Source organism: Allosphingosinicella deserti, from assembly GCF_003012735.1.
GTDB classification, from domain to species: domain Bacteria; phylum Pseudomonadota; class Alphaproteobacteria; order Sphingomonadales; family Sphingomonadaceae; genus Allosphingosinicella; species Allosphingosinicella deserti.
Map to the genome: position 1 here is coordinate 90,043 of NZ_PXYI01000003.1, position 22,932 is coordinate 112,974.

The following is a 22,932-nucleotide window of genomic DNA, read 5'->3' on the forward strand; positions in this document are numbered from 1 at the left end:
GGGGCAGTGTCGCCGGTCTATCGAGGTCAGCGCCCGTGCAAGCGGGCGAGTGCAATCCCGGCGAGGTTCTGGGTTCGCTTGATGTGACGCACGCGCGGGTATGCAGGCCCGGCGAGCGAACGGAAACGCTCGAGATGACCGCGGCCTGCCTCACGACACGGCAATGTTCCATTCGCCTTGGCGATCACGTTGGCAGCGTCGCCCAGCAGAACGAAGTCCGGCCTGCCCAGCGAGCGGGCGATCGTGAGGGCGTGGATCAGAGCGAGCCATTCCGCATCTTCGCTCGTGCCATGGCCGAGATCCCGCGCAAAGATCGTTTTTCCGCCGGCGACGACGGCGGTCTCCATGGCGCCCGGATTGGGGCGGCAGCCGCCGTCGAAGAAGATCTTCACGCTCCGCGGCACAGGCTTTCCGCCACCTTCTCGGCGACCTTGATCCCGTCCACCGAGGCGGAGAGGATGCCGCCGGCATAGCCTGCACCTTCGCCGGCGGGGAACAGCCCGGCGGTGTTGAGGCTCTGGAAGTCGTCGCCGCGGGTGAACCGCACCGGCGAGGACGTCCGAGTCTCGACGCCCGTCATGACAACGTCGGGATGATCGTAGCCCGGGATCTGGCGGCCGAAGACGGGCAGCGCCTCGCGCATTGCCTCGACCGCGAAATCGGGGAGGCATTGCGCCAGGTCGGTCGGCTGCACGCCCGGCCGATAGGACGGAACGACCGAGCCGAGGCTCGTCGACGGGCGCCCGGCCAGGAAATCGCCGAGCCGCTGGGCGGGCGCCTCGTAGCTGGAGCCGCCGGCGACGAAGGCCAGCGATTCCAAGCGGCGCTGGAGCGCGATCCCGGCGAGGGGATCGCCGGGATAATCGCGCTCCGGGTCGATGGCGACGACCAGGCCGGAATTGGCGTTGCGCTCGTTGCGCGAATATTGGCTCATGCCGTTGGTGGCGACGCGCCCTTCCTCCGACGTAGCAGCGACCACCGTTCCGCCGGGGCACATGCAGAAGCTGTAGACGGTGCGGCCGTTCCGGCAATGGTGCGAGATATGATATTCGGCGGCGCCGAGGATCGGATTGCCGGCGTCGGTGCCGAATCGAGCCCGGTCGATCCACGATTGCGGATGCTCGATCCTCACTCCGACCGCGAACGGCTTGGCCTCGACATGCACCCCCGCCGCCTGCAGCATCGCGAACGTGTCGCGCGCGCTGTGGCCGATCGCCATCACCACATGATCGGCTTCGAGATAGCTGCCGTCGTGGAGATGGAGGCCGCGCAGCCGGCGATTGCCCGCGCCATCGGTTTGGATGTCGAGCCCGTCGACGCGGGTGGAGAAACGATATTCGCCGCCCAGCCCCTCGATCGTCTCGCGCATGCTCTCGACCATCGTCACCAGCCGGAAGGTGCCGATATGCGGATGCGCCTCGGTGAGGATCTCGGGCGGCGCGCCCGCCTTGACGAACTCGGTCAGCACCTTGCGATCGAGATTGCGGCTGTCCTTGATCCGGCTGTAGAGCTTGCCGTCGGAGAAGGTGCCCGCGCCGCCTTCGCCGAACTGGACGTTGCTCTCCGGGTTCAGCACGCTGCGCCGCCAAAGCCCCCACGTGTCCTTGGTCCGTTCGCGCACCACCTTGCCGCGATCGACGATGATCGGGCGGAACCCCATCTGTGCGAGGATCAGGCCGGCGAACAATCCGCACGGGCCTGCGCCGATCACCACTGGACGCCGGGCGACGCCCCCTTCGGGCGCTTTCGCCACGAACTGGTAGCGTGTGTCGGGAGTCGGCTGGACGTTGCGGTCCTTCGCGAAGCGGGCAAGGATCGCCGGCTCGTTCCTGACGTTCACGTCGACCGAGTAAACGAGCTGAATGTCGGTCTTGTCACGGGCGTCGCTGGCGCGGCGGGCGACCACGTGGCGGACCAGCTCGCGCGGCGTGATCCGCAGCCGCCTGCAGATCGCGGCCGGCAGCGCCTCCTCCGGATGGTGGAGCGGCAGCCTCAATTCGGTGATGCGCAACATGCGCGCGCCTGTAGCCGGTGGCGGGCCCGAGCGCCAAGCGTGACCATGATTCGGCCGCTACCGGTGTCACAACGGGCTTTCACCGCTGCCGAATGTGGCTAAGCTGTGCCGGATCGTATGCGCGAGACGTGCGGAGGAGAGACAGGAATGCGGATCACGCGCCGTGACGTGACGGTGGCGCTGGGAGCGATGCTCTGCACCTGCGCAGCGGCGGGTCTGGGACAGGCGCAGCAGGCCGTGCTCGGCTCTGCCGTGTGGGACTGGAACGCGCTCTCCGTCAGCAAGACCGATGTGGGCGCGATCCGCGACGTCGTTCGCCGGCCGACCGCGACCCTGGACGAGCTGGAGATGCACATCACCACGCTCAATCCCGGCCTCAGCTCGCACCCGCCGCATAGCCATCCCAACGAGGAACTGGTGATCGTCCGTCAGGGCATTGTCGAAGTTCTCTCCGGGGGGAGCTGGAAGCGGCTCGGACCCGGATCGGTGATCTTCAATGCGTCGAATGCGCCGCACGCGCTGCGCAATGTCGGCGGAACGCCCGCAACCTACCACGTCATCAACTGGAAGAGTGCGGCAACGCCAAAGACCTAGGAGAGGCCGAACATGGACCCGATCGACCGCCGCGACATGCTGACCGGCGCAGGGCTGGCGGGGCTTGCGGGCCTCGCCGGCACCGCGAGCACGGCCTTCGCGCAATCGACCGCGCAGGGAAACGCGGTTTCGACATCGGAGGCGCCCACCGGGCCGGAGCCGGGGGCGAGGCACCGCATAAACTTCGGCGTGATCGGTCTCGACCACGCCCATATCTACGGCATGACCGACGCGATGATCCGGGGCGGCGGCACGCCGGTCGCTTTCTTTGCCGAGGATCCGGCGCAGATCGCGACCTTCCGGAAGCGCTACGGCAACGGGGTCAAGCTGGCGCGCAGCGAGGCGGAGGTACTGGAGGACAAGAGGATCCAGCTCATCCTCGGCGCTCCGATACCTGATCTGCGCGCGCCGCTCGGCATCCGGGCGATGCAGGCCGGCAAGGACTATCTCGGCGACAAGCCGGCGATCACCAGCCTGGCGCAGCTCGCCGACGTACGCCAGGCGGTGAAGGACACCGGCCGCAAGTTCGCGATCATGTATTCCGAGCGGCTCGAGGTGCGCGCCGCCGTCCATGCCGGGCACCTGGTCGAGCAGGGGCGGATCGGCAAGGTCGTGCAGACCGTCAACCTTGCGCCCCACCGGGTCAACGCACCGAGCCGGCCGGACTGGTTCTTCGACAAGGCGCGCTACGGCGGGATCCTCACCGACATCGGCAGCCACCAGGCCGAGCAGTTCCTATTCTACACCCGCTCGACCCGGGCCCAAGTCGTCGCGGCGCAGACCGGAAATCTTCACTGGCCGGCCAAGCCGAAGTTCGAGGATTTCGGCGACATGATGGTCACCGGCAATGGCGGCACCGGCTATGTGCGGGTCGACTGGTACACGCCCGACGGACTTCCGACCTGGGGCGACGGCCGCCTGTTCCTGCTCGGCACCGACGGCTATATCGAGCTGCGCAAATATATCGACGTCGCGGGCCGGCCCGGCGGCAACCACCTGATCGTCGCCGACAGGAAGGGGGTCGAATATATCGACTGCTCCCGCGTCCCGCTGCCGTTCGGTCCGCAATTCGTCACCGACATTGTCGAGCGCAGCAGCATCGCCCAGGATCAGGCGCAGGCCCTGCTCGCCGCCGAGCTGGTGCTCACCGCCCAGAAGAACGCCACCCGGCCGATCACGGCCTGAGCGGAGAGGGACATATGCAGCTTTCCAGACGCGGTCTCGTCAAGGCCGTCGCGACGCTCGGCGCGCCGATGATCGTACCCGCCAGCGTGTTCGGCCAGAATGCGCCCTCCAACCGGATCGTGGTCGGTGCGATCGGTGCCGGGCGGATCGGCCGCAGCCACGACATCAAGGAGGTGCTGAAGCACGACGACGCCCACATCGTCGCGGTGTGCGACGTCGACACCAAGCGGCTCGGCGCGGGCATGCAGCTGGTCGACGATCTTAAGGCCCAGAAGACCGGCAAGAGTTATTCGGGGACCAAAGGCTATTCCGATTATCGGGCGCTGCTCGCCGACAAGGACATCGATGCGGTCCTGATCTCGACGCCCGATCACCAGCATGCCCCGCTGGCGGTGCATGCTGTCAGGGCGGGCAAGCACGTCTATCTGCAGAAGCCGGCGTCACTGACCATCGCCGAGGGCCGGGCGATGGCCGACGCGGTGAAGGCGACCGGGCGCAAGCTCCAGATCGGCTCGCAGCAGCGCGGCCAGGATCCCTGGCCGCAATTCCACAAGGCGGCCGAACTGGTGCGCAACGGGCGGATCGGCAGGCTGAAACATGTCGAGGTCGGGCTTCCCGGCGATCCTTCGGGGCCCGAGGCGCCGCCGATGCCGATCCCGTCCAATCTCGATTACGATGCCTGGCTCGGGACCACGCCCGAAATCTATTATACTGAGATGCGCGTCCACCCGCAGGACAGCTTCGAGGCGCGGCCGGGCTGGCTGCGCTGCGAGCAGTTCGGCGCGGGCATGATCACCGGCTGGGGCTCGCACCATGTCGACATCGCCCACTGGGGCATGGACATGGAGCATAGCGGACCCGTCGAGGTGTGGGGCAAGGCCGAATTCCCGGCCAGCGGCCTGTGGGACGTGCATGGCCCGTTCGAGACCCACGCGCGCTACGCCAACGGCGTCACCATGACGATCTCCGGCGCGCTGCCCAACGGCATCAAGTTCATCGGCGATCGCGGCTGGATCTTCGTCACGAGGAGCGGCGCGGTGACGGCGAGCGATCCCGCCGGCCCGCAGATCGTGCCGCTGCAGGCGAGCGACCCGAAGATCCTCGGCAGCGTGATCGGCCCGAACGAAATCCATCTGCTGAAAGCGCCCGAGCAGCACCGCAACTGGCTGGATGCGATCAAGACCGGCGCTCCGCTCAGCGCACCGGCCGAGATCGGCCACCGCGCCTGCTCGACCTGCCTCCTCCACCATATTGCGATGAAGACCGGGCGGCGCCTGCGCTGGGACCCCAAAGCGGAGCGCTTCCTCGGCGACGACGCGGCGAATGCGATGCTGAGCCGACCGCAGCGGGCGAAATATGCAGTGTGAGGCTTCCGATTGCGTCAGCATGAGTGAGACGTGCATCGGGCGCGACGCGCCTCCGGTTCAGCGTGGCGTCAGGGGTCGGCTTTCACGGGATCGCTGATGAAAACTGCCATTCTTCTCCTCGCCTCCGGCCTGCTCGCCGGGTGCGCCACCACGCCGGATCCGCACGGCATCGAAGGTCCGGTGGCGCTTGGGCAGATCGCCTATGTCGGTGGACCGCGGGTACGGCCGGATCGCGTGATCGAGGACAGCCGCTGCCCGGTCGACACGCTCTGCGTGTGGGCGGGACGCGTCGTCCTGCGCGCCACGGTGATCGGCGGCAGCTGGTCGAAACAGATGGATCTGACGCTCGGCACGCCGGTGCAGGTCGCGGACGGCGCGTTGACACTCGTCGCGGTCACGCCCGGTCGCACTGCCGGCGCGCCCCCTGCGCCGAAGCAACTTCGCTTCACCTTCGAGTTCAGCGGCGGCCTGTGAACCGCCGCGAACGGCCGGTTTGCCGAGCCTGACTTCGGGAAACGTGCGGCGTCAGATCGCCAGGTCCGAAAGCCAGCGGACGTGTGTCTTCAGCCACGCCTTGATCAGATCCAATTCTTTCTCGACGACCGCGTCGACGGGATTGAAGTCGGTGCCGTCGAAATAGCGCGGCACCGTGCCTGGCCCGTCCGGGCTGCCATGGCCGGTGTCGATCGAATGGCGCCATTTCTCGGCATGGGCCTTCCATTCGGCCTGATCGACGATCGTCGGCGCGTCGACCCAGACGTTCCAGGTCAGGATATTGCCCGGCTGCAGCAGATTGCCCGACCCCAGATTGAAGATGTCCATGATCATCGCGTTGAATTCATCGACCATGGGATTGTGGCGAGGCTGGATCGGGCCGATCTGGACCGCCACGTTGGCGACCGCCCACGCCTCGTCCTCGTGGGTCGCGAAATGGGGGTTGGGGAAAGCGGAATTGACGCCCGACCGGATCGAAATGATCGGCTGATCCGGATCGCCGACCCGGTGCAACGTCACCTCAATGGCATTGGCCTTGTCGTCGGGGAATGGCAGCTTCTCGGCCTCCAGGATCAGCTTGAGCAGCTTGTAGACTCGCTTGTCCCGCGCCGCCGGCCCGAACCAGATCTTGCCGGTCACGGTCATGTCGGCGGCGACGAGATCATAGTCCAGGTTGGTCGCGGTCTCGTCGACCCAGCCGCGCTGGGTGGTGACGGTCACCTCGATGTTGAGATCGCCCAGGGTCTTCGAATAGCTGCCCTGCTGCGGGCAGATGATCGAATAGACCCGTCCGGTCCTGTCATAGCCGGCGCGCGAGATGTCGGGAGCGAACATCTGGTAGCAGCGCGACTCGGGGTCGCCGATCACGGTTTCCCAGCTGAACTCCGGCCACAACACGTCGAGTTGACGATCGAGCAATCGGATGTTCGCCATGTTGTCGAGCATCGGCAGCGACGAAAGATCGGGATCGGGATAGGCAAAGGCCGGCTTGGACGAGGAGAATCCCCCGACCCATCCAGGTGCCGGCGTCTTCGACGGCTCGATCGGGCAAGATGCCATGATGTCTCCGATGTCGCCGATCCCAAGGCCATGCCCCGATTGGCGTGGCTGCTGGAGGCGTGCCTGGAAGTATAAGGGTGCCGCTTTCTGCAAGTCGATTCGATCGGAGCAGGATTGATCCAGTTCGGTGCCAACACTTGCTCGTTTGAGCGCTGCAACGATTTTGGGTGGGCGTTGTCGCCGAAGCGAATACGTACTGCTCGCGACAAGGCTTGCGGGCGGCGGGATGGAGCAAAGCTTCGTCCCTGAGCGCCGGTCAACCGAAGGTCTCGACGAGTTCGGCGATCTCGAACTCGTAGTGCTCCCAACCGCGCTGCCGCGCCGCCTCCCTGGTCGCCGCCTGTTTGCTGCTCGCCTCCTTCAGCGACCTGGCGTGCCCCCAGAAGACCTCGGTTCGGCCGGCGCCGAGATGCGCGACGATCCGCCAATAGTGGGTGAAGGGCGCCGCCGTCGGGCCGATCGTCTTGACATAGCCGTCAGCCATGGTGGCGGTGAGATACCGTTTCTTCTTCGCCATGTGCAGCCTGTAGCTTTAGGCACGCAGCCGGGGTGAGATTCTTTTGAAGACCTCGGACGGGCATCATGTTCGGCCGTCTTCCGCCGTGCCACCCGGCGGTGGTGATCGGCCAATGCCGATCAGCGCCGGTTGTCCCGAAACAGCAAATTCTGGCGCGCCCGACAGGATTTGCCTCGCTGCGCTCGCTCGTCTCGGCTTCGCCTCGACTTCGAAAAGGTTCGATCCTGGGGCACCCCATCCATTAAAGGGCACCCCTGCGGGATGCCCTTTAATGGATGGCGCGCCCGACAGGATTCGAACCTGTGACCCCAAGCTTAGAAGGCTCGTGCTCTATCCAACTGAGCTACGGGCGCGCGACTGGGCCGCTCTAGCGACTTTCTGCCGAGGAGGAAACGGGCGCCTTTGGCCGCAGCGGGCCTGGCGGTGGCATCGTTTCGATAGGTGAGCGTGCGACTGGAGAAACAAATAGTGAACATCTCCTGTACTCATGCTATGTCTTGGCGCAGGCGAGAAGGAGAGTGGTGATGCGGTCATCGTTTCTGTTCGCGTTTGCGTTACTGGCGGGGGGGCGAGGCGGTGGCCCGCGAAGCGCCTTATCCCGGAGAAAGCACGCGTTTCACCTGGCGGCCGGTCGAGTTGGCGGCTGAGCGGAGTGTCTTCCTGGGCGACGTGCGGCGGTGCGGGGTGCCGCCACCTTCGTGATCATGGTGGTCTAACCGTTGCCGATGAGCGAAGGCGGACAGAGTCACGACGCCTTCGCCCAGGCGGCGCGGGCCGATTGCACCACCCGGCAGGTCTGGCTCGATCCGCCCGCTCGTGCGCTCGGCGGCATGCCGCTGCCGCCGCCGATCGTGCGCGCGCCGCCGCCGGAGCAGGCCGGCGATACCATCATCCCGCCGCCCGAAGCGGGGACGATCGCCTTCCGGCTGGTCCAGGCTGCGTGCGGAGAAGCCGCGCCGGGGGCGGGTCCGTGAAGGATCCCTATCGTTGGGCGCGAGAGTGCTATGGGCTGGGGACTCCGCCGCCGCGATGACGGAGGGGAGGCCGATATCCAGGGAAGGCTCAGGCACGAAACCATGGCAAAGGGGCCGGGGTGGCAACGATCTCGCGCGCCCCTTGTCGCGATGCCGCCCGCCGCGCTAGGTCCGCTCCATGACCGGGGGATCACCGCAAAGCGTCGACGGCGCCGCGCTCAGGAGCGCGCAATTCCGTTACTTCGATTTGGTGATGGCGGCGTTCGTCACCATCCTGCTGCTGTCGAACGTGCTCGGCGCCGGCAAGCGCGCCGAGGTCGATCTGCCGGGCATCGGCATCTGGCCGTTCGGCGCGGGCATCCTGTTCTTCCCCTTGTCCTACGTGCTCGGCGACGTGCTCACCGAAGTCTATGGCTACGCCCGGGCGCGCCGCTGCATCTGGGCGGGGTTCGTCGCAACCCTGTTCATGGCGGCGATGAGCTGGGTGGTGGTGGTGCTGCCGCCCGCCTCCGACTGGCCGGGGCAGGGGGCGTATGAAAGCGTCTTCGGCCAAGTGCCGCGCATCGTCTTCGCCTCGGTGATCGCCTTCTGGCTCGGCGAGTTCGCAAACAGCTACGTGCTCGCCCGGATGAAGATCCTCACCCGGGGCCGCCATCTCTGGAGCCGGACGATCGGTTCGACGATCGTCGGCCAGGGGATCGACAGCCTGGTCTTCTACCCGCTGGCATTCTACGGTGCACCCGGCTGGCCGGTCGAGGCGATGCTGTGGGTGATGCTCAGCCAGTTCCTGCTCAAGGTGTCGTGGGAAGTGCTGCTGACGCCGGTCACTTACGCCGTAGTGGGCTTCCTCAAGCGTCGCGAAGGCGTGGACGTCTACGACAGCGGCACGGATTTCACCCCATTCCGGACGATGCTCTGAGATGACCAGCTTTCAGCATTCCAAATTGTGGCTGGTGCAGATGACCGGCCTACCCAAGGACACGCTCCACGTCTATGTTGGAATGACCCTGTTCCTGGTTGCCGCCATCGTGTCCCGGCGCTCGCTCAAATCGATGCTGCCGATCGGGATCGTGGTCGCTGCGGCTCTGGCGGGCGAGATCTGGGACGTTCTCGACACCCATATGGCGGGGCGTCGGATCCGCTGGGCGCTCAATTTCCACGATCTCTGGAACACCTGCTTCTGGCCGGCGATCCTGTTCCTCCTCGCCCGCTTCACCCGGGTGCTGAAGAAATAGGCACTTTGCCGAAGAGTTCGTCGTCCTGGAGAGAGGAAGACCCTGCGCCGCGTGGTGATGATCCCGGCCTCGGGCGGACGGCGCCGCTCATCTTCGTCCAGATGATCCCTTGCGCACCGTCGTTGCGGGGTACCGAAGCTGACGAGCCTTCTTCTCGGATCTTATGTGTCCGGGCCCGCTCCCTTCGAAGCCGCCTGTGCTGTGATCGCAGACAGCCGGAGATCTTAGCGCCGCAAGTCGATTCCGGCTTACGGACTTGCATGAATCCTCTGGACGTATTCCCGCCTCTGTCGTTAGTCTTGGGTGTTCACCGCAGGAGTCGCCGGGATGCGTTATTTTGCCGTTGTGGGAGCTGCCTTCCTCTTTGCGCTATCGGCGCTTCCTGCCGATGCGGCCGAGCCGGCCGCCCAGGATCCGGATCAGGTGGCCTGCGTGCCGCTTCGCGACAAGCACAACCGGCCGACCGGAACGGAGGTCTGCAAGACGGCCAAGCAGTGGCAACGCCTTCTTGATCGCCACGCGGCGCTGCTTCGCGCTCCCGCTCAGCCGATCCGGCCATTCAATTGAATCGGGAATCAGGGTTCCGCTCGGAGCCGCGAGCCCACCGCTGAAGCATTTCCGCGCCGGCCGCACGTGGCTAACCTGAGCATCGCCCAAAAGAGGAACCGGGCCTTCGGTGACCATGCGGCACCATGGCCACCGATCCATGAGCGACGCGTCGGCGCTCAGCCGACCGCTTCGAGCAATCCTTCGAACAGCCGGCGGCCCTCCTGGTTGCCGTGCGCCGGTTCGACCGCGCGCTCCGGGTGAGGCATCATGCCGAGCACGTTGCCGCGATCGCTGACGATCCCGGCGATGTCGCGGGCCGAGCCGTTGCACTCGCCGGCATAGCGGAAGGCGATGCGGCCTTCGCCTTCGAGCCGATCGAGCGTCTCCTGATCGGCCTGAAAATTGCCGTCATGATGCGCGACGGGAATCACGATCTCCTCGCCGCTGCGATAGCCGGCGGTGAACGGCGAGCGTGCTTCGCCGACGGTCAGCGCGACGTCGCCGCAGACGAAGCGGATGCCCGCATTGCGCATCAGCGCGCCGGGCAGCATCCCCGCTTCGGTGAGGATCTGGAAGCCGTTGCACACGCCGAGCACCGGCACGCCGCGATCGGCGGCGTCCTTGACCGCCCGCATCACGGGCGAATTGGCCGCCATCGCGCCCGAGCGCAGATAGTCGCCGTAGGAAAAACCGCCCGGCACGGCGATGAGATCGACGCTGTCGGGCAAAGCGGTCTCGCGATGCCAGACCCTGGTCGGCGCCCGTCCGGTGACCGCTTCCAGCGCGGTCAACATGTCCCGGTCGCAATTGGAGCCGGGGAAGATGATGACCGCGCTGTTCATGCGACCTGATCCGCCGCGCTGTCGGCATGCGCCGCCCGCTCGATCCGGAAATTCTCGATCACGGTGTTGGCGAGCAGCTTGCGGCACATCGCCTCGACATCCTCGTCGGAGACGGTGTCGGCGAGATCGAGCTCGATCAGCTTGCCGGCGCGGACGTCGTTGACGCCGGAAAAGCCGAGGCCATCGAGGGCGTGGTGGATGGCCTTGCCCTGCGGATCGAGGACGCCGTTCTTCAAGGTCACGTAGACGCGGGTTTTCATCAGTCTCGCTCGCGGCTGGAGTTCGCGCGTCCTATGGAGCCGTGCGCCGGATCGCACAAGCGTCGCGTGCCGCGTGCGGGCGCGGGCGCCGCGCTTGTGGGAAGGCGGCGAGGTCCCTATCTTTGCGGCATGACCCAGGTTCCCGAGATCGCCCTTAGTCCGTCCGCTGCCGCCCGCGTGGCGGTGATCGCCCAGAGAACGGGGAAGCCCGCAATCTTGCGGCTGGCGGTCGAGGGCGGCGGCTGCGCCGGATTCTCCTATCGCTTCGGCCTTGCCGACGAAGTGGAGGCCGAGGATCTCGCCACCGAGCGCGACGGCGTCACCCTGGTGGTCGACGAGATGACGCATGATCTGGTGCGCGGCGGCGAGGTGGATTTCGTGGAGAGCCTCGGCGGCGCGGCTTTCCAGGTCCGCAATCCCAACGCCGCGTCGGGCTGCGGCTGCGGATCGAGCTTCAGCGTCTGAGCCGCTCGGGAACGGTCACCCGCCTCGGCTGGTGACGGGTTTCGCTGGTGACGGGCGCGCCGCATATGGTTAAGCCACGGGCGCATGAAGATCGTCAGCTACAATCTCAACGGCATCCGCGCGCGGTTGCCCCGGCTCGTCGAATATCTCGAGGAGCAGAAGCCCGATGCGCTCTGTCTGCAGGAGATCAAGTGCGCCGACGACGCCTTCCCGATCGAGGACGTCCGCGCCGCCGGCTATGACGGGCACTGGCACGGCCAGAAGGGCTTCAACGGCGTCGCCATCCTCACCCCTGTCGCTGCCGGTTCGCCGACCCTGCGGCGGGTCGGCCTGCCCGGCGACCCCGACGACATCCACAGCCGCTATATCGAGGCGGAGGTGAACGGGGTGATCGTCGCGTCCATCTACCTGCCCAACGGCAACCCTGTTCCCGGCGAGAAGTTCGACTACAAGCTCGCCTGGATGGAGCGCCTTCGTGCCCATGCGCGCGAACTGCTCGGCGAGGAGCGGCCGGTGGTGCTCGCCGGCGACTGGAACGTCATTCCCACCGACGAGGACGTCTTTTCGCCCAAGGCGATGGCGCGCGATGCGCTGATGCAGCCCGAAAGCCGGGCCGCCTTCCGCACGATCGTCAACCAGGGCTGGACCGACGCGATCCGCGCCCGTCATCCCGAAGGTCCGGTGTGGACCTTCTGGGATTATACCGCCGGTGCCTGGCAGCGCGACGCGGGCTTCCGCATCGATCACCTCCTGCTGTCGCCCCAGGCTGCCGATCGGCTGCTCGATGCCGGGGTCGACAAGGACTATCGCGGTCGCGAGAAGGCCAGCGACCATGCGCCGACCTGGGTCGAGATCGAGGACTGAGGAGCTCTCTCCTCTCCCGGTCTCCGCTGGGCGGTAGAGCCACCAAGCTTCGGTAATCCCTCTCCTTGCCGGCCCCCATCAAGTAGTCCGTTAATGGGGGCGCTAGCGAAGGGGCAGGTCACTGCTCGATAAATCCACAGGAAAGCGCTGAGCCGTCACGCTTTTTTCTTGGCTTGGAGCCTGCGTCTTTCTTATGCTCCGGAGATGGCGCGTCCCTGTTTCAAGCTCGAGAAAGTCCATCCGGATCCGGTCTGCGGCGTCGACGAGGCCGGTTGCGCGCCGCTCGCCGGGCCGGTGGTCGCTGCCGCGGTCGTGCTCGATCGCGAGCGTTTCCCGCGCGGCATCGACGATTCCAAGGCCTTGCCCGCCAAGACCCGCGAGGCGATCTGCGCCAAGCTTCACCAAGTGGCGCGCGTCGGCGTCGGTATTGCCACGGTCGAGGAGATCGACCGTCTCAACATCTATTGGGCGCGCATGCTGGCGATGAGCCGCGCGGTCGACGCGCTCGGCTTCGATCCTGCGATGGTCCTGGTGGACGGCAACCGCACGCCCAAATGGGAACGGCCGTCGGTCGCGATCGTCGCCGGCGACGCGAAATGCCGCTCGATCGCGGCGGCCTCGATCGTCGCCAAGGTCACCCGCGACGGCATGATGGCCGAATATGCCCGGCAGCATCCCGGTTATGGCTGGGAGACCAACCAGGGCTATCCGACGCCCGAGCACCGTCGTGCGCTGCACGCGCTCGGGCCGACGCCGCTGCATCGCCGCAGCTTCGCCCCGGTTCGCCAATATATCATGGATCTGTGAGCCTTTCTGGCCACACCACTTCATGTTGAGTCTGAAGAGCGGCGGCGGACCCTATTCCTAGCGCAGGACTCCTTTCGTTCCGGTGATGGTAAACGAGGGTTGAGCCACTCGGTCCAAATCCTTGATCTTGACCGCTGAGTCGGTCTGACTCACTGTGCGCTTCGTGAGTTTCAACGGGGGCGGATGGCAATGACCGTATTGACGCGTGTGGGTTCTGGCGTTCGGCGCGCGAAGAAAGCCGAGCCGGCGCACGATCTGCCGCTCGGCCAGATTCTCGTAGAGGATTGCATCGCCGCCATGTCGAAGCTGCCGACTGCCTCGGTCGACATGATCTTCGCCGATCCGCCCTACAATCTGCAGCTTGGCGGCGATCTGTTCCGGCCCGAGGGCAGCCGCGTCGATGCTGTCGACGACGATTGGGACAAGTTCGAGACGTTCGGCGCCTATGATGCGTTCACGCGCGCCTGGCTGAAGGAAGCCCGCCGGATCCTGAAGCCGAACGGCACCCTTTGGGTGATCGGCAGCTACCACAATATCTTCCGGGTCGGCTCCGCATTGCAGGATGCGGGCTACTGGATCCTCAACGACATCGTCTGGCGCAAGGCCAATCCGATGCCGAACTTCCGGGGCACCCGCTTCACCAATGCCCATGAGACGCTGATCTGGGCCTCGCACAGCGAGGACAGCCGCTACACGTTCAACTATCGCGCGATGAAGGCGCTGAACGACGAACTGCAAATGCGATCCGACTGGCTGCTGCCGATCTGCTCGGGCGGCGAGCGTGTGAAGGGCGAGGGCGGCCACAAGGCGCACCCGACCCAGAAGCCGGAAAGCCTGCTCTACCGGGTGCTGCTCGCCTGCACCAACAAGGGCGACGTCGTCCTCGATCCCTTCTTCGGCACCGGCACCACCGGTGCGGTGGCGCGGCGCCTCGGCCGGAACTGGATCGGGATCGAGCGTGAGAAGCGTTATGTGAAGGTCGCCCGCGAGCGGATCGATTCCACGCTTGAGCTCGACGAAAGCGCCATGCGGACCATGGCGTCAAAGCGATCGCAGCCCAAGGTGCCGTTCGGCGCGATCGTCGAAACCGGCATGCTGAAGCCCGGAACATTGCTCACCGATTCGAAGCGCCGCTGGGAGGCCAGCGTCTGCGCCGACGCATCGATCGAGCATAAAGGGGAGCAGGGCTCGATCCACCGCATCGGCGCGGCTGCCCAAGGGGCGTCGGCGTGCAACGGGTGGACCTTCTGGCATTATGAGGAAGCCGGCGTGCTCACGCCGATCGACGCCTTGCGCCAACGTTATCTGCTGATGATGGACTAAGCCTCGTCGAGCTTCGACGATTCGCGATCGGGGCGGGGAGCACAGGCTTTCCCGCCCGCTTCGTTTCAGGTGCCGCCGACTTTGCTCCATTTCGGACCGATTCCGCTCCGCAACGGACATACGCGTGTGAATTTCACCCCGCTGGAGCAAGGAAGCTGCTCGACACGCCTCCGAAATGGAGTAATATTGCGGCTGGCGACCGTCCCTTCACGCCTCATCGCTCGCACGCCTTTGACCACGGGAGGTCTGCGGGAGCCCCTTTGGGTGTTGAAGCGGCACGGATCACAGTCATGCCCACCATGACGATTCGTGCCTATGGAGACTCAGTTACCCTGCTGGCCTTCGTTCAAGAGGCGGTCGCCAACCTCCACTCGTGCGCCTTCTGCGTCCCGAGTCACGGTGCTAGTATAACGTCGCCGATCACAGGCTGGATAACATAGATCAGTTCGGTTGCATCGCAAGACGAAATCTCCGTCATGCGGCGCGGCCGGGCTCATTCCGCGACGTCGATCTGCCAGGCTGGACATGCGGGCGGAGACGCGGGAGGATCGGTGATGCCCTTGCGTCACTATCTCCGCCCCGTCGCCTTCGTCGATGCGCCCTTCGACCTCGACGAGCAGGTCGCCCGCCTCGCCGGCGGCATGCTTTGGTTCTCGGCCGTCGAGATTTCGTCATCGGAGCACGGGCGCTGCACCTTGGAACTGGTGCCCGTTCGCGCGATCGATGCGGCGCTCGATCGGCTCGGAGACGATGCCCGCCGCGCCTGGGCTAACATCCTGTCGCCGCGGCCGCCGCTGCACCTCGGCGCCCGGGTTATCCGCCTCGATCAGCCGCAAGTAATGGGCATCCTCAACGTCACACCCGACAGCTTCTCTGACGGCGGTCGCTTCGAGGCGCCGGACGCCGCCGTGGATACCGGCTTCGCGATGGCGGCGGCGGGAGCGGCCCTGATCGACGTCGGCGGCGAATCGACGAGACCCGGCGCGCAGCCCGTCTGGGAGCAGGACGAAGCAGCGCGGGTCGAACCGGTGGTGCGTCAGCTCGCCGCGTCCGGCACGGCCGTCTCGATCGACAGCCGCAAGGCGCTGGTGATGGAGACGGCACTCGCCGCGGGGGCAGGGCTCGTCAACGACGTTGCCGCGTTGACCTTCGATCCCCGTGCCGCCGACGTGGTCGCGCGTGCCGGATGCCCGATCGTGTTGATGCACCATCAGGGCACGCCCGAGACGATGCAGGAGGCGCCGCGCTACGACGGCCCGGTGGCGTTCGCCGTCTATGACTGGCTTGAGGCGCGGATCGACGCCGCCGTCGAGGCGGGGATCGCGCGCGAACGAATCCTCGTCGATCCCGGCATCGGCTTCGGAAAGACCATCCAGCACAACCTTGCCGTGATGAACCATCTCAGCCTTTATCACGGGCTCGGCTGTCCGATCGTGCTCGGCGCCAGCCGCAAGCGGATGATCGGTGCGCTCTCCGGCGAGGCGCCTGCCGACCAGCGCCTGCCCGGCTCGCTCGCGCTTGCGCTCAAGGCGGTTGAGCAAGGCGTTCAGATCGTCCGGGTCCACGACGTTCCCGAGACGGTGCAGGCCCTCCGAGTCTGGCGCGGCCTCCGCGACGCGGCGCTGACTCCGTCCTGAGCCTGGGCCTCGAGGGGGGCGAAAATCATCATCATCCACGCTGTTCGGGGACACTCGAAAGCGACGCCACCCCACTCCGTTCGGGCTGAGCCTGTCGACGCCCCCCTGCCTCACCAGGTTGAGAGACAAAAAGAGGAGTTCGACAGGCTCAGTCCGAACGGAGACAGATGGGACAGACAGGGAGGATTGGGAGAGGCCCTTGAACTTCGCTGAGGAGAGCCTCATCCCGAACGAACCGGGCGATGAGCGAGGTCACCCCAGGCTGACGTCGAGGAACATCATCATCCCGAGGCCGACCATCAGCCCGACATTGGCGAGCGGACGCAATTCCAGCCTGCTATGGGTCTGAGGGATGATTTCGGAGGCGACGACATAGATCATCGCCCCGGCCGCGAAGCCGAGGCCCCAGGGCAGCAGCGGCGCGGACAGGAAGACGAGCGTGACTCCGAACAGTCCGGCGATCGGTTCGACGAGGCCGGAGGCGAGCGCGGCGAGCACGCCTGCGCGCGCGGAATAGCCGATCGTGGTCAGCGCCGCTGCGACGGCCAAGCCTTCAGGGATGTTCTGCAGGCCGATGCCGAGCGCGGTCGCGGTTCCGGCGGCCATGTCGCCGCCGCCGAAGCTGACGCCGACGGCAAGCCCCTCCGGGAAATTGTGGAGGGTGATGGCGGCGACGAACAGCCACACCCGCCGGAAGGTCGCTTCGGCGATCCCGGTCGGTCCGACCCCGATCGTGTCGAGCGGCGGCACGAAGCGGTTGATCTGCGAAATGGTGAAGGCGCCGAGCAGAACGGCGGCGACCACGATCGCAGCGGCCTGCGCCTTTCCGGCGCCCTGCTGCTGCGCCTGCTCGATCCCGGGAATGATCAGCGAGAAGAAAGACGCCGCCAGCATCACGCCGGCGGCGAATCCCAGGAACACATTCTGCTGCTTCTCGGTGGGCTTGCCGATGCTGAGGATCGGCAGCGCTCCGAGAACGGTCGCAAGGCCGGCAATGAGACTTGCGAGGAATCCGGTGAAAATGATGCTTTGCGTCACGCCGTGCCGTTCACTTTCTATCCTGTGCTGCGAACGGCACGGCCTTGATCGGGTTCCAAGTCAAGCATTTCCGACCGGGAAGCCGCACATCGTTCACGCTTCTTCGGTTACGTCCTTGGTCCGGCCAGCGCCAGGGCCGGCGCCGAGATCGGTGCCGGTGGTCGGATTGCGGGTCGGATCCGAGATCGTGCGGACCGCTGTCGCTGTGAGATCCTTTTTCTCCCGACTGCTGAGACCGTGCACCGAGGCGGTGCCGTCGCCGCCGCCGAGCGGGATCGCGCTGACGATGTCGTCGACGCGGTCCCATTCCTCGCCGCTGTTCCAAGGCCCCTGCAGATCGCCTTCACCCTGCGACGTATTGACGTAGAGGCTTGAATAATCGGGGTGGCCCGGCAGCTTGCCCGAGGGGAAGTTGTTCTCGATCGAATAGAGCGCCTTCTCGAACGACTTCTGATGGGCCACTTCGCGGGTCATCAGGAAGGTGAGCGCGTCCTTGATGCCGGGATCGTCGGTGATGTTGATCAGCCGCTCGTAGACGATTTTGGCGCGGGCTTCGGCGGCGATGTTCGAGCGCAGATCGACGGTCGGCTCGCCGCGCGAATCGACATAGGCGCCGCTGAACGGAACGCCGGCGGAGTTGGTGAGCGAGGGGCCGCCGCCATAAACGATCTGCTGGGTCGGCGTGCTCGCCGACTTGGCGATGTCCATGTAGAGCTCGGCCTCGCTCATCGTACCCTCGGACATCTTGCCCTTGGCGCCCTTGTTGAGCATCGCGACGATCGACCCGATGATTTCCAGATGGCTGAGCTCCTCGGTGGCGATGTCGAGCAGCATGTCCTTGCGGCCGGGATCGTCCTCGGCGAGCCCTTGCGTGAAATAGCGCATGGCGGCGGCGAGCTCGCCGTCGGGGCCACCGAATTGTTCGAGCATGAACGTGCCGAGGACGGGGTTCGGCTCGGCGACACGAACCGTATATTGCAGCTTCTTGTTGTGGATGAACATGGGCGGGGCTCCCTTAGCCATGTGAGATCAACGGAACAGGCGGAGGGGTGCCCCCGTTCCGTCGTCCGCCAAAAAAGCCAGCCCGTTCATCCATTTGGACGGTTAATGTCGCAGCACGAAGCGGGGCGCCGGAGCGCCCCGCCTTTACGCGGCGATCAGGAGAGGCTGTCCTTGACCGCTTCGGCCGCCTTGTGGAGGAGGCCGCCGCCATTGTCGCTGGCGGCCATCTGCTGGGTCTGGGCGCCACCGCCCGGGCGCGGCGGCGCAAGATTCGGCTCGCCGCCCAATGGTTCCATCGGACGCGAGGTGAATTCGCCCTTGCCGTCCGGGCTTGGACCGGCGGACCAGCGTCCCTGCGGCGGCGGCGAACCGTCGCGATTGAAACCGAGCTGCTGGTAGCTGAATTCCTGGAGTTCCGCTTCCGGAGGGATGCTGTTGGGCACGGGGAGATTGGCCTGGAGGCCGCCGAGCTCGTCGACGACAGCCATGAACTGGTTCTGATGGAAGGTGTCGCGGGCGATCAGATAGGACAGCATCTCCTTCATCCCGGGATCGTCCGTCATGTTCCACAGCGAGAAAGCGAGCTTGCGGCCGGTCGCCTCGGCGGTGATGTTGGCGAACATGTCGGCGGCAAGGTTGCCGCTCGCATAGACGTGGCTGCAGTCGAACGGCACGCCATTGGCGTCGGTCGGAAGCGCCGCCAGGCTGGTGGAGAGAACATGGCGCATGTCCATTCCGTTCAGCACCGATCCGCCGGCAGCGTCGGCGGCGACATCCTCCTTGAGGCTGAGCGGCGCATTCTCGAGGTTCAGCGCGACCGCAGTGGCGAGCATCTCGATATGGGCGATTTCCTCGGTCGCGGTGTTGAGCAGCAGATCGCGATATTTGGAATCGCCGCGGGCGCCCCAGCCTTGGAAGAAATATTGCAGACAGACCCGGATCTCTCCTTCCACGCCGCCGATCGCCTGCTGGAGCGCCTTGGCAAAGATAGGACTGGGCTTTTCGACGCGGACGGGGAACTGAAGAAGTTTGTCAGTATAATACATGTTATGGTCTCCAGATCTCAGCGCTAATCCGTCTCGGCAACAATAACGCCGGCGGCGGTGTTGCTGATCACGCTTGCGAGGTGCCGGCTCAATTACCTGGCTGCTGGATGGTTCCTGGTTTTACCAAGTCATCGACCGGGCGACATCTAGGGAGGATATTGTGAGTGCGAAACCTTTTCGCTCGATCACGGTAATCGATCAGCTCGATTGGAAACTTCCCACGCCGCGGCCGTTCGGAAGGGACGCCAAGGGAGACTTCGCAGTGAACCACGTTGTCGACAATCCGGAGCAGAGCCGGTTCGAGCTGATCGTCGATGGAATCACCGCTTTTGCTGGCTATCGATTGGAGGGAGGCCGGATCGCCTTCACCCACACCGAGGTGCCACCGGAACTGGAAGGGCAGGGGGTCGGCAGTGCGCTTATCAAAGGGGCGCTCGACGAGGTGCGGACGCGACGGCTCAGGGTCGATCCGCTCTGCTCGTTCGTCCGCCACTATGTGGAGACGCATGCCGCGGTGCAGGATCTCGTCGCCTGAACTGGATCAGCGGCGGCTGACCACGATCATCGGCCCCAAAGCCGAGTAGGGATCCTCCCGGCCCGCGGCCGGATCCCACAAGCTCGACACACTGCCGTCGAGAAACAGGGCGTTGCGACAGCCGAGCGCATCCCGGAACAAGCGCGCGAAGCGGCCGAACGACACGCCTTCCTCGCTGATCGCGAAATAGCCCCGGCGGCCGTCGATCACGCCGACGCCGTTGCGGACGAGCCGGGAAGGTCCGTCCGCATCGAAGCGCGGGTGGAGCTTGCCGTCGATCACCAGCATCGGGCCGGATTGCGTCGCCCACAACGGCTTCCCGACCGTCTTCCTGAACCGGGCCGACGGCGTCACCGAAACCTGCCCGGCGGCGTCGACCGCGAACACGCCGTTGGGCAGCAGGTGGAAATTGCCCGGACCCGCGCGCAGGTTCAGCGGTTTTACGGTCCTGCCCGCGGCGACGAACAGGCCGACCGGCCCGCCATCCTCGTCATACATGCCGCCGTTGATCGCGAAGCGCACCTGCGCCGCGGCCGTCGGGCCGAGGTCCTCGCGGAGCGCGGCCAGGCTGCGCAGCGGGCTCCCGTCGGCGCCGCGCAAGGCGATGACGATCCGATCCTGCCGCGTATCGAACGGGCAGATCGTGAATGCCGTGCCTTCGAAGGTGCGGCTGTCGCAGGCCGGCGGCGCGGCGAGCGTTGCCGGATCAAAACCGTTATCCGCCTGGGTGTCGGCTACGGCGCCGCCGCGTGGAGTGTCGGTGCCGCAACTCGCCGTCAGCAGGGCCAGCGCGATTGCGCTAAAGCGAATAGCCGCCATCGCTCACTAGGCACGATCCGGTGACGAAGGCGGCCTTGTCGGAGAGCAGGAACGCGATCTGTTCGCCGATCTCCTCGGCACGAGCGAAGCGGCCCATCGGAGTCGCCGATCCGCCGAGCACCTGGAAGGCGGCGTCTTCCGATCCGGTCTTCTCGACCAGGGTCTGAAAGAAGGGGACTTCCGACCAGATCGCGGTCTCCACCCCGCCCGGTGCGATCGCGTTGACCCGGATCTTCGAGGGCGCGCCCTCCTTCGCAGCGACCTTGGCGAGATGGATCACCGCGGCCTTGGAGGCGGCATAAGCGGCGATCCCCGGCTCCGCCTTGAGTCCGGCGACCGAGGCGGTGAGCACAATCGATCCGCCATTGCCCTTCATCGCCCGCATCGCCGCCTGCAGGGTCAGGAACGCGCCGTCGAGATTGATCGAGAGCACGCGCCGCCACTCCTCGAATCTCAGGGTTTCGATCGGCTCGCCGGCGCCGACCCCGGCATTGACCACCGCATGGGTGATCCCGGTGAGGTCGGCATTGCCCCACATCGCCTGGTCGGTGACGTCGCCGATGATCACCTGCCGCTCGCAGGGCAGGGAGAAAGCGAAATCGCGCAGCCGGTCTTCCTGCTGGTCGACGAGGATCAGCTTGCGGGCGCCGCGGGCGGCGAGGATCGTTGCGGTCGCCGCGCCGATTCCGGAGGCGGCGCCGGTAATCAGCGCCACCGCATTTTCAAAGTCGGTCATTGCGCCTGTGTAACCCACCGGCGGCGGCGGTCAAAGCGTGTGCGGCCTCAGGCCGCCGCTTCGCTGATGCCGAGCTCGCCGAGCTTGCGATACAAGGTCGAGCGGCCGATGCCGAGCCGGCGTGCGACCTCGGTCATCCGCCCGCGATAATGGCCGATCGCAAGCCGGATCACGTCCGCCTCGATCTCGTCCAGCGAGCGCATGTTGCCGTCGTCGCCGTAGAGGGTGATTCCGGCACCGTTGTTGAGCGCGGCGCTTTGCGAAGCCCCGTTCAAGGCGCGGCCATGATAATCGTCGGAGCGGCGGCTCAGCGTCGATTCCTGGCGGATCTGCGGAAAATCGGCGGCGCTCAGTGCATTGCCCTCGCACAGAACGGCGGCCCGGAAGAGGGCGTTCTGGAGCTGGCGGACATTGCCCGGCCAGCCGTAGCGCATCAGCACCGCGAGCGCGTCGTCGGTGATCGACAGCCGGCGCATGCCGGGCTGCTCGGCGATCCGGGCGAGCAGGTGGCGAGCGAGCGGCGGAATGTCGCTCGCACGGGCGCGCAGCGGCGGGATGTCGACGTGCACGACGTTCAGCCGGTAATAGAGATCCTCGCGGAAGCGGCCGCGGGCGATCTCGTCGACCAGGCGGCGGTTGGTCGCGGCGATGATGCGGACGTCGACCATCTGGATCGAACGGCCGCCGATGCGCTGGATCTCGCCGGTCTCGAGCGCGCGCAGCAATTTCACCTGCGTGTCGAGCGGCAGCTCGCCGACCTCGTCGAGGAACAGGGTCGATCCGTCGGCATCCTCGAAACGGCCGATGTGGCGGTCGAATGCGCCGGTGAAGGCACCTTTTTCATGCCCGAACAGCACCGATTCGACGAGGTTGGCGGGGATGGCGCCGCAATTCACCGTGATCATCGGCTTGCGGCCGCGCGGGGACGCGGTGTGGATCGCCTGGGCGATCACTTCCTTGCCCGATCCGCTCTCGCCCTCGATCAGCACCGACACGCGGGCGCGGGCGGCCTTGGCGGCAATCGCCATGGCGGCGCGGAATTGCGGGGCCGATCCGACGATCTCGTCGAAGGCGAGCGGCTGCGAAATCTTTTCTGACAGCGGGCGGAGCTCGCCGTTGCGCTGACGGCGGTCGGTCGCGGCGTTCAATGCGGTCAGCAGCCGATCGGGCGCGATCGGCTTGACCAGGAAATCGTTGGCACCGGCGCGCATCGCTTCGACCGCGGTCGCGACCGACGTCTGTGCGGTCATCACCAGCAGCGGCAATTCGGGCTTGAGCGCGCGAATCTGTTCGATCAGCGCGGTGCCTTCATCGCCTGGCAGCCAATGGTCGAGCAGGATCGCATCGACCGGCGGACCTTCGGTCTCGGCGAGGATGGCGGCAGCGCCTTCGACATCACCGGCGCCGCGCACCGACCAGCCCGCGCGGGCGCCGATGGCGGTGACCAGTCGGCGCTGGGCCGGCTCGTCGTCGATAAGCAACAGGCAGCGCGTAGGCTCGGGCCGCATCCAAACTCCCCTTCTCGAAGTCAGACAGGCTCTACCCCAAGGTGGTAAAGGTCGGCTTAAT

General features: G+C 66.1%; 26 protein-coding genes and 1 tRNA gene. 14 read left to right on the forward strand and 13 right to left on the reverse strand.

The genetic code is table 11. The annotated features are described in order from the left end of the window. Positions 1–26: 26 nt before the first annotated feature. Together C7I55_RS08810 and C7I55_RS08815 are read right to left on the reverse strand one after the other, a co-directional pair. A complete protein-coding gene (locus C7I55_RS08810) occupies positions 27–392 on the reverse strand; it encodes a ribonuclease HI (protein WP_233222123.1) in 366 nt (121 codons plus the stop codon). Further along, positions 389–2,014 (reverse strand): NAD(P)/FAD-dependent oxidoreductase, encoded by a 1,626-nt coding sequence (locus C7I55_RS08815; RefSeq protein ID WP_106512580.1) that lies wholly within the window; start codon positions 2,012–2,014, stop codon positions 389–391. The genes C7I55_RS08810 and C7I55_RS08815 overlap by 4 nt, the downstream gene beginning before the upstream one ends. A 147-nt stretch (positions 2,015–2,161) precedes the next feature. Between C7I55_RS08815 and C7I55_RS08820 the strand changes: the two genes are divergently transcribed. The 4 genes from C7I55_RS08820 (at position 2,162) to C7I55_RS08835 (ending at position 5,634) form a co-directional block, all read left to right on the forward strand. Beyond that, positions 2,162–2,608 (forward strand): cupin domain-containing protein, encoded by a 447-nt coding sequence (locus C7I55_RS08820; protein WP_106512581.1) that lies wholly within the window; start codon positions 2,162–2,164, stop codon positions 2,606–2,608. Positions 2,609–2,620: 12 nt separating this feature from the next. Beyond that, complete coding sequence (locus tag C7I55_RS08825; protein WP_106512582.1) at positions 2,621–3,793, forward strand: Gfo/Idh/MocA family protein; 1,173 nt, start codon at positions 2,621–2,623, stop codon at positions 3,791–3,793. Between the two features lie 14 nt (positions 3,794–3,807). Next, the gene (locus tag C7I55_RS08830) at positions 3,808–5,160 is read left to right on the forward strand and encodes a Gfo/Idh/MocA family protein (RefSeq protein ID WP_106512583.1); all 1,353 of its coding nucleotides are present in this window, start codon (positions 3,808–3,810) and stop codon (positions 5,158–5,160) included. Positions 5,161–5,256: 96 nt separating this feature from the next. Then, on the forward strand, positions 5,257–5,634 hold the full coding sequence (locus C7I55_RS08835; RefSeq protein ID WP_199192771.1) for a hypothetical protein: 378 nt from the start codon (positions 5,257–5,259) through the stop codon (positions 5,632–5,634). Between the two features lie 51 nt (positions 5,635–5,685). Here the strand turns inward: C7I55_RS08835 and C7I55_RS08840 are convergent, their stop codons facing one another. The 3 genes from C7I55_RS08840 to C7I55_RS08850 form a co-directional block, all read right to left on the reverse strand. Continuing rightward, a complete protein-coding gene (locus tag C7I55_RS08840; protein WP_106512584.1) occupies positions 5,686–6,714 on the reverse strand; it encodes a hypothetical protein in 1,029 nt (342 codons plus the stop codon). A gap of 256 nt (positions 6,715–6,970) precedes the next feature. After that, entirely contained in the window at positions 6,971–7,231 is a 261-nt protein-coding gene (locus C7I55_RS08845; RefSeq protein WP_106512585.1) for a hypothetical protein, read from the reverse strand. A gap of 276 nt (positions 7,232–7,507) precedes the next feature. Beyond that, positions 7,508–7,584 (reverse strand) — tRNA-Arg (locus tag C7I55_RS08850). Between the two features lie 372 nt (positions 7,585–7,956). On the opposite strand from C7I55_RS08850, the gene C7I55_RS08855 reads away from it, so the two are divergent. The 4 genes from C7I55_RS08855 to C7I55_RS08870 all read left to right on the forward strand — a co-directional run bounded on the left by C7I55_RS08855 (position 7,957) and on the right by C7I55_RS08870 (position 10,007). Next, positions 7,957–8,205, forward strand: coding sequence for a hypothetical protein (locus tag C7I55_RS08855; RefSeq protein ID WP_106512586.1), 249 nt, complete (start codon positions 7,957–7,959; stop codon positions 8,203–8,205). 178 nt (positions 8,206–8,383) lie between these two features. Next, complete coding sequence (locus C7I55_RS08860; RefSeq protein WP_106512587.1) at positions 8,384–9,124, forward strand: queuosine precursor transporter; 741 nt, start codon at positions 8,384–8,386, stop codon at positions 9,122–9,124. A gap of 1 nt (position 9,125) precedes the next feature. Then, on the forward strand, positions 9,126–9,440 hold the full coding sequence (locus C7I55_RS08865; protein ID WP_106512588.1) for a hypothetical protein: 315 nt from the start codon (positions 9,126–9,128) through the stop codon (positions 9,438–9,440). A gap of 327 nt (positions 9,441–9,767) precedes the next feature. Next, positions 9,768–10,007: a hypothetical protein gene (locus C7I55_RS08870; protein ID WP_106512589.1), complete on the forward strand. Its 240-nt coding sequence runs from the start codon at positions 9,768–9,770 to the stop codon at positions 10,005–10,007. Between the two features lie 158 nt (positions 10,008–10,165). Here the strand turns inward: C7I55_RS08870 and purQ are convergent, their stop codons facing one another. Both purQ and purS read right to left on the reverse strand, forming a co-directional pair. Continuing rightward, a complete protein-coding gene (gene purQ, locus C7I55_RS08875) occupies positions 10,166–10,831 on the reverse strand; it encodes a phosphoribosylformylglycinamidine synthase subunit PurQ (protein WP_106512590.1) in 666 nt (221 codons plus the stop codon). After that, the gene (gene purS, locus C7I55_RS08880; RefSeq protein ID WP_106512591.1) at positions 10,828–11,091 is read right to left on the reverse strand and encodes a phosphoribosylformylglycinamidine synthase subunit PurS; all 264 of its coding nucleotides are present in this window, start codon (positions 11,089–11,091) and stop codon (positions 10,828–10,830) included. Before purS ends, purQ begins: the two co-directional genes overlap by 4 nt. 129 nt (positions 11,092–11,220) lie before the next feature. On the opposite strand from purS, the gene C7I55_RS08885 reads away from it, so the two are divergent. The 5 genes from C7I55_RS08885 (at position 11,221) to folP (ending at position 16,187) form a co-directional block, all read left to right on the forward strand. Continuing rightward, positions 11,221–11,556: a HesB/IscA family protein gene (locus C7I55_RS08885; RefSeq protein WP_106513149.1), complete on the forward strand. Its 336-nt coding sequence runs from the start codon at positions 11,221–11,223 to the stop codon at positions 11,554–11,556. An 84-nt stretch (positions 11,557–11,640) separates the two neighbouring features. Further along, the gene (gene xth / locus C7I55_RS08890; RefSeq protein WP_106512592.1) at positions 11,641–12,420 is read left to right on the forward strand and encodes an exodeoxyribonuclease III; all 780 of its coding nucleotides are present in this window, start codon (positions 11,641–11,643) and stop codon (positions 12,418–12,420) included. 204 nt (positions 12,421–12,624) lie between these two features. Further along, positions 12,625–13,227, forward strand: coding sequence for a ribonuclease HII (locus C7I55_RS08895; protein WP_106512593.1), 603 nt, complete (start codon positions 12,625–12,627; stop codon positions 13,225–13,227). Positions 13,228–13,416: 189 nt separating this feature from the next. Next, the gene (locus C7I55_RS08900) at positions 13,417–14,550 is read left to right on the forward strand and encodes a site-specific DNA-methyltransferase (RefSeq protein WP_106512594.1); all 1,134 of its coding nucleotides are present in this window, start codon (positions 13,417–13,419) and stop codon (positions 14,548–14,550) included. Positions 14,551–15,104: 554 nt separating this feature from the next. Beyond that, the gene (gene folP / locus C7I55_RS08905) at positions 15,105–16,187 is read left to right on the forward strand and encodes a dihydropteroate synthase (protein WP_106512595.1); all 1,083 of its coding nucleotides are present in this window, start codon (positions 15,105–15,107) and stop codon (positions 16,185–16,187) included. A gap of 252 nt (positions 16,188–16,439) precedes the next feature. Here the strand turns inward: folP and C7I55_RS08910 are convergent, their stop codons facing one another. The 3 genes from C7I55_RS08910 to C7I55_RS08920 all read right to left on the reverse strand — a co-directional run bounded on the left by C7I55_RS08910 (position 16,440) and on the right by C7I55_RS08920 (position 19,273). After that, on the reverse strand, positions 16,440–17,225 hold the full coding sequence (locus C7I55_RS08910) for a ZIP family metal transporter (RefSeq protein WP_106512596.1): 786 nt from the start codon (positions 17,223–17,225) through the stop codon (positions 16,440–16,442). A 93-nt stretch (positions 17,226–17,318) separates the two neighbouring features. Then, on the reverse strand, positions 17,319–18,227 hold the full coding sequence (locus C7I55_RS08915) for a manganese catalase family protein (RefSeq protein WP_106512597.1): 909 nt from the start codon (positions 18,225–18,227) through the stop codon (positions 17,319–17,321). 155 nt (positions 18,228–18,382) lie between these two features. Beyond that, positions 18,383–19,273 carry a manganese catalase family protein gene (locus tag C7I55_RS08920; RefSeq protein ID WP_106512598.1) on the reverse strand — a complete coding sequence of 297 codons (891 nt, stop codon included), beginning with the start codon at positions 19,271–19,273 and terminating at the stop codon, positions 18,383–18,385. Between the two features lie 160 nt (positions 19,274–19,433). On the opposite strand from C7I55_RS08920, the gene C7I55_RS08925 reads away from it, so the two are divergent. Then, positions 19,434–19,808, forward strand: a complete 375-nt coding sequence (locus C7I55_RS08925; protein WP_233222124.1) for a GNAT family N-acetyltransferase — start codon at positions 19,434–19,436, stop codon at positions 19,806–19,808. A gap of 6 nt (positions 19,809–19,814) precedes the next feature. Here the strand turns inward: C7I55_RS08925 and C7I55_RS08930 are convergent, their stop codons facing one another. From C7I55_RS08930 to C7I55_RS08940, 3 genes are read right to left on the reverse strand one after another with little or no spacing between them, the layout of a single operon-like run. After that, complete coding sequence (locus C7I55_RS08930) at positions 19,815–20,627, reverse strand: phosphodiester glycosidase family protein (protein WP_106512599.1); 813 nt, start codon at positions 20,625–20,627, stop codon at positions 19,815–19,817. Further along, the gene (locus C7I55_RS08935) at positions 20,608–21,363 is read right to left on the reverse strand and encodes an SDR family NAD(P)-dependent oxidoreductase (RefSeq protein WP_106512600.1); all 756 of its coding nucleotides are present in this window, start codon (positions 21,361–21,363) and stop codon (positions 20,608–20,610) included. The genes C7I55_RS08930 and C7I55_RS08935 overlap by 20 nt, the downstream gene beginning before the upstream one ends. Before the next feature lie 47 nt (positions 21,364–21,410). Further along, positions 21,411–22,871 (reverse strand): sigma-54-dependent transcriptional regulator, encoded by a 1,461-nt coding sequence (locus C7I55_RS08940; RefSeq protein ID WP_106512601.1) that lies wholly within the window; start codon positions 22,869–22,871, stop codon positions 21,411–21,413. Between the last annotated feature and the right edge of the window lie 61 nt (positions 22,872–22,932).

Excerpts from the sequence above, each read along its gene's own strand:
- C7I55_RS08815 (WP_106512580.1), bottom strand. The coding sequence starts at position 2,014 with ATGTTGCGCATCACCGAATTGAGGCTGCCGCTCCACCATCCGGAGGAG.
- C7I55_RS08820 (WP_106512581.1), top strand. The coding sequence starts at position 2,162 with ATGCGGATCACGCGCCGTGACGTGACGGTGGCGCTGGGAGCGATGCTC.
- C7I55_RS08825 (WP_106512582.1), top strand. The coding sequence starts at position 2,621 with ATGGACCCGATCGACCGCCGCGACATGCTGACCGGCGCAGGGCTGGCG.
- C7I55_RS08830 (WP_106512583.1), top strand. The coding sequence starts at position 3,808 with ATGCAGCTTTCCAGACGCGGTCTCGTCAAGGCCGTCGCGACGCTCGGC.
- C7I55_RS08835 (WP_199192771.1), top strand. The coding sequence starts at position 5,257 with ATGAAAACTGCCATTCTTCTCCTCGCCTCCGGCCTGCTCGCCGGGTGC.
- C7I55_RS08840 (WP_106512584.1), bottom strand. The coding sequence starts at position 6,714 with ATGGCATCTTGCCCGATCGAGCCGTCGAAGACGCCGGCACCTGGATGG.
- C7I55_RS08845 (WP_106512585.1), bottom strand. The coding sequence starts at position 7,231 with ATGGCGAAGAAGAAACGGTATCTCACCGCCACCATGGCTGACGGCTAT.
- C7I55_RS08855 (WP_106512586.1), top strand. The coding sequence starts at position 7,957 with ATGAGCGAAGGCGGACAGAGTCACGACGCCTTCGCCCAGGCGGCGCGG.
- C7I55_RS08860 (WP_106512587.1), top strand. The coding sequence starts at position 8,384 with ATGACCGGGGGATCACCGCAAAGCGTCGACGGCGCCGCGCTCAGGAGC.
- C7I55_RS08865 (WP_106512588.1), top strand. The coding sequence starts at position 9,126 with ATGACCAGCTTTCAGCATTCCAAATTGTGGCTGGTGCAGATGACCGGC.
- C7I55_RS08870 (WP_106512589.1), top strand. The coding sequence starts at position 9,768 with ATGCGTTATTTTGCCGTTGTGGGAGCTGCCTTCCTCTTTGCGCTATCG.
- purQ (WP_106512590.1), bottom strand. The coding sequence starts at position 10,831 with ATGAACAGCGCGGTCATCATCTTCCCCGGCTCCAATTGCGACCGGGAC.
- purS (WP_106512591.1), bottom strand. The coding sequence starts at position 11,091 with ATGAAAACCCGCGTCTACGTGACCTTGAAGAACGGCGTCCTCGATCCG.
- C7I55_RS08885 (WP_106513149.1), top strand. The coding sequence starts at position 11,221 with ATGACCCAGGTTCCCGAGATCGCCCTTAGTCCGTCCGCTGCCGCCCGC.
- xth (WP_106512592.1), top strand. The coding sequence starts at position 11,641 with ATGAAGATCGTCAGCTACAATCTCAACGGCATCCGCGCGCGGTTGCCC.
- C7I55_RS08895 (WP_106512593.1), top strand. The coding sequence starts at position 12,625 with ATGGCGCGTCCCTGTTTCAAGCTCGAGAAAGTCCATCCGGATCCGGTC.
- C7I55_RS08900 (WP_106512594.1), top strand. The coding sequence starts at position 13,417 with ATGACCGTATTGACGCGTGTGGGTTCTGGCGTTCGGCGCGCGAAGAAA.
- folP (WP_106512595.1), top strand. The coding sequence starts at position 15,105 with ATGCCCTTGCGTCACTATCTCCGCCCCGTCGCCTTCGTCGATGCGCCC.
- C7I55_RS08915 (WP_106512597.1), bottom strand. The coding sequence starts at position 18,227 with ATGTTCATCCACAACAAGAAGCTGCAATATACGGTTCGTGTCGCCGAG.
- C7I55_RS08920 (WP_106512598.1), bottom strand. The coding sequence starts at position 19,273 with ATGTATTATACTGACAAACTTCTTCAGTTCCCCGTCCGCGTCGAAAAG.
- C7I55_RS08930 (WP_106512599.1), bottom strand. The coding sequence starts at position 20,627 with ATGGCGGCTATTCGCTTTAGCGCAATCGCGCTGGCCCTGCTGACGGCG.
- C7I55_RS08935 (WP_106512600.1), bottom strand. The coding sequence starts at position 21,363 with ATGACCGACTTTGAAAATGCGGTGGCGCTGATTACCGGCGCCGCCTCC.
- C7I55_RS08940 (WP_106512601.1), bottom strand. The coding sequence starts at position 22,871 with ATGCGGCCCGAGCCTACGCGCTGCCTGTTGCTTATCGACGACGAGCCG.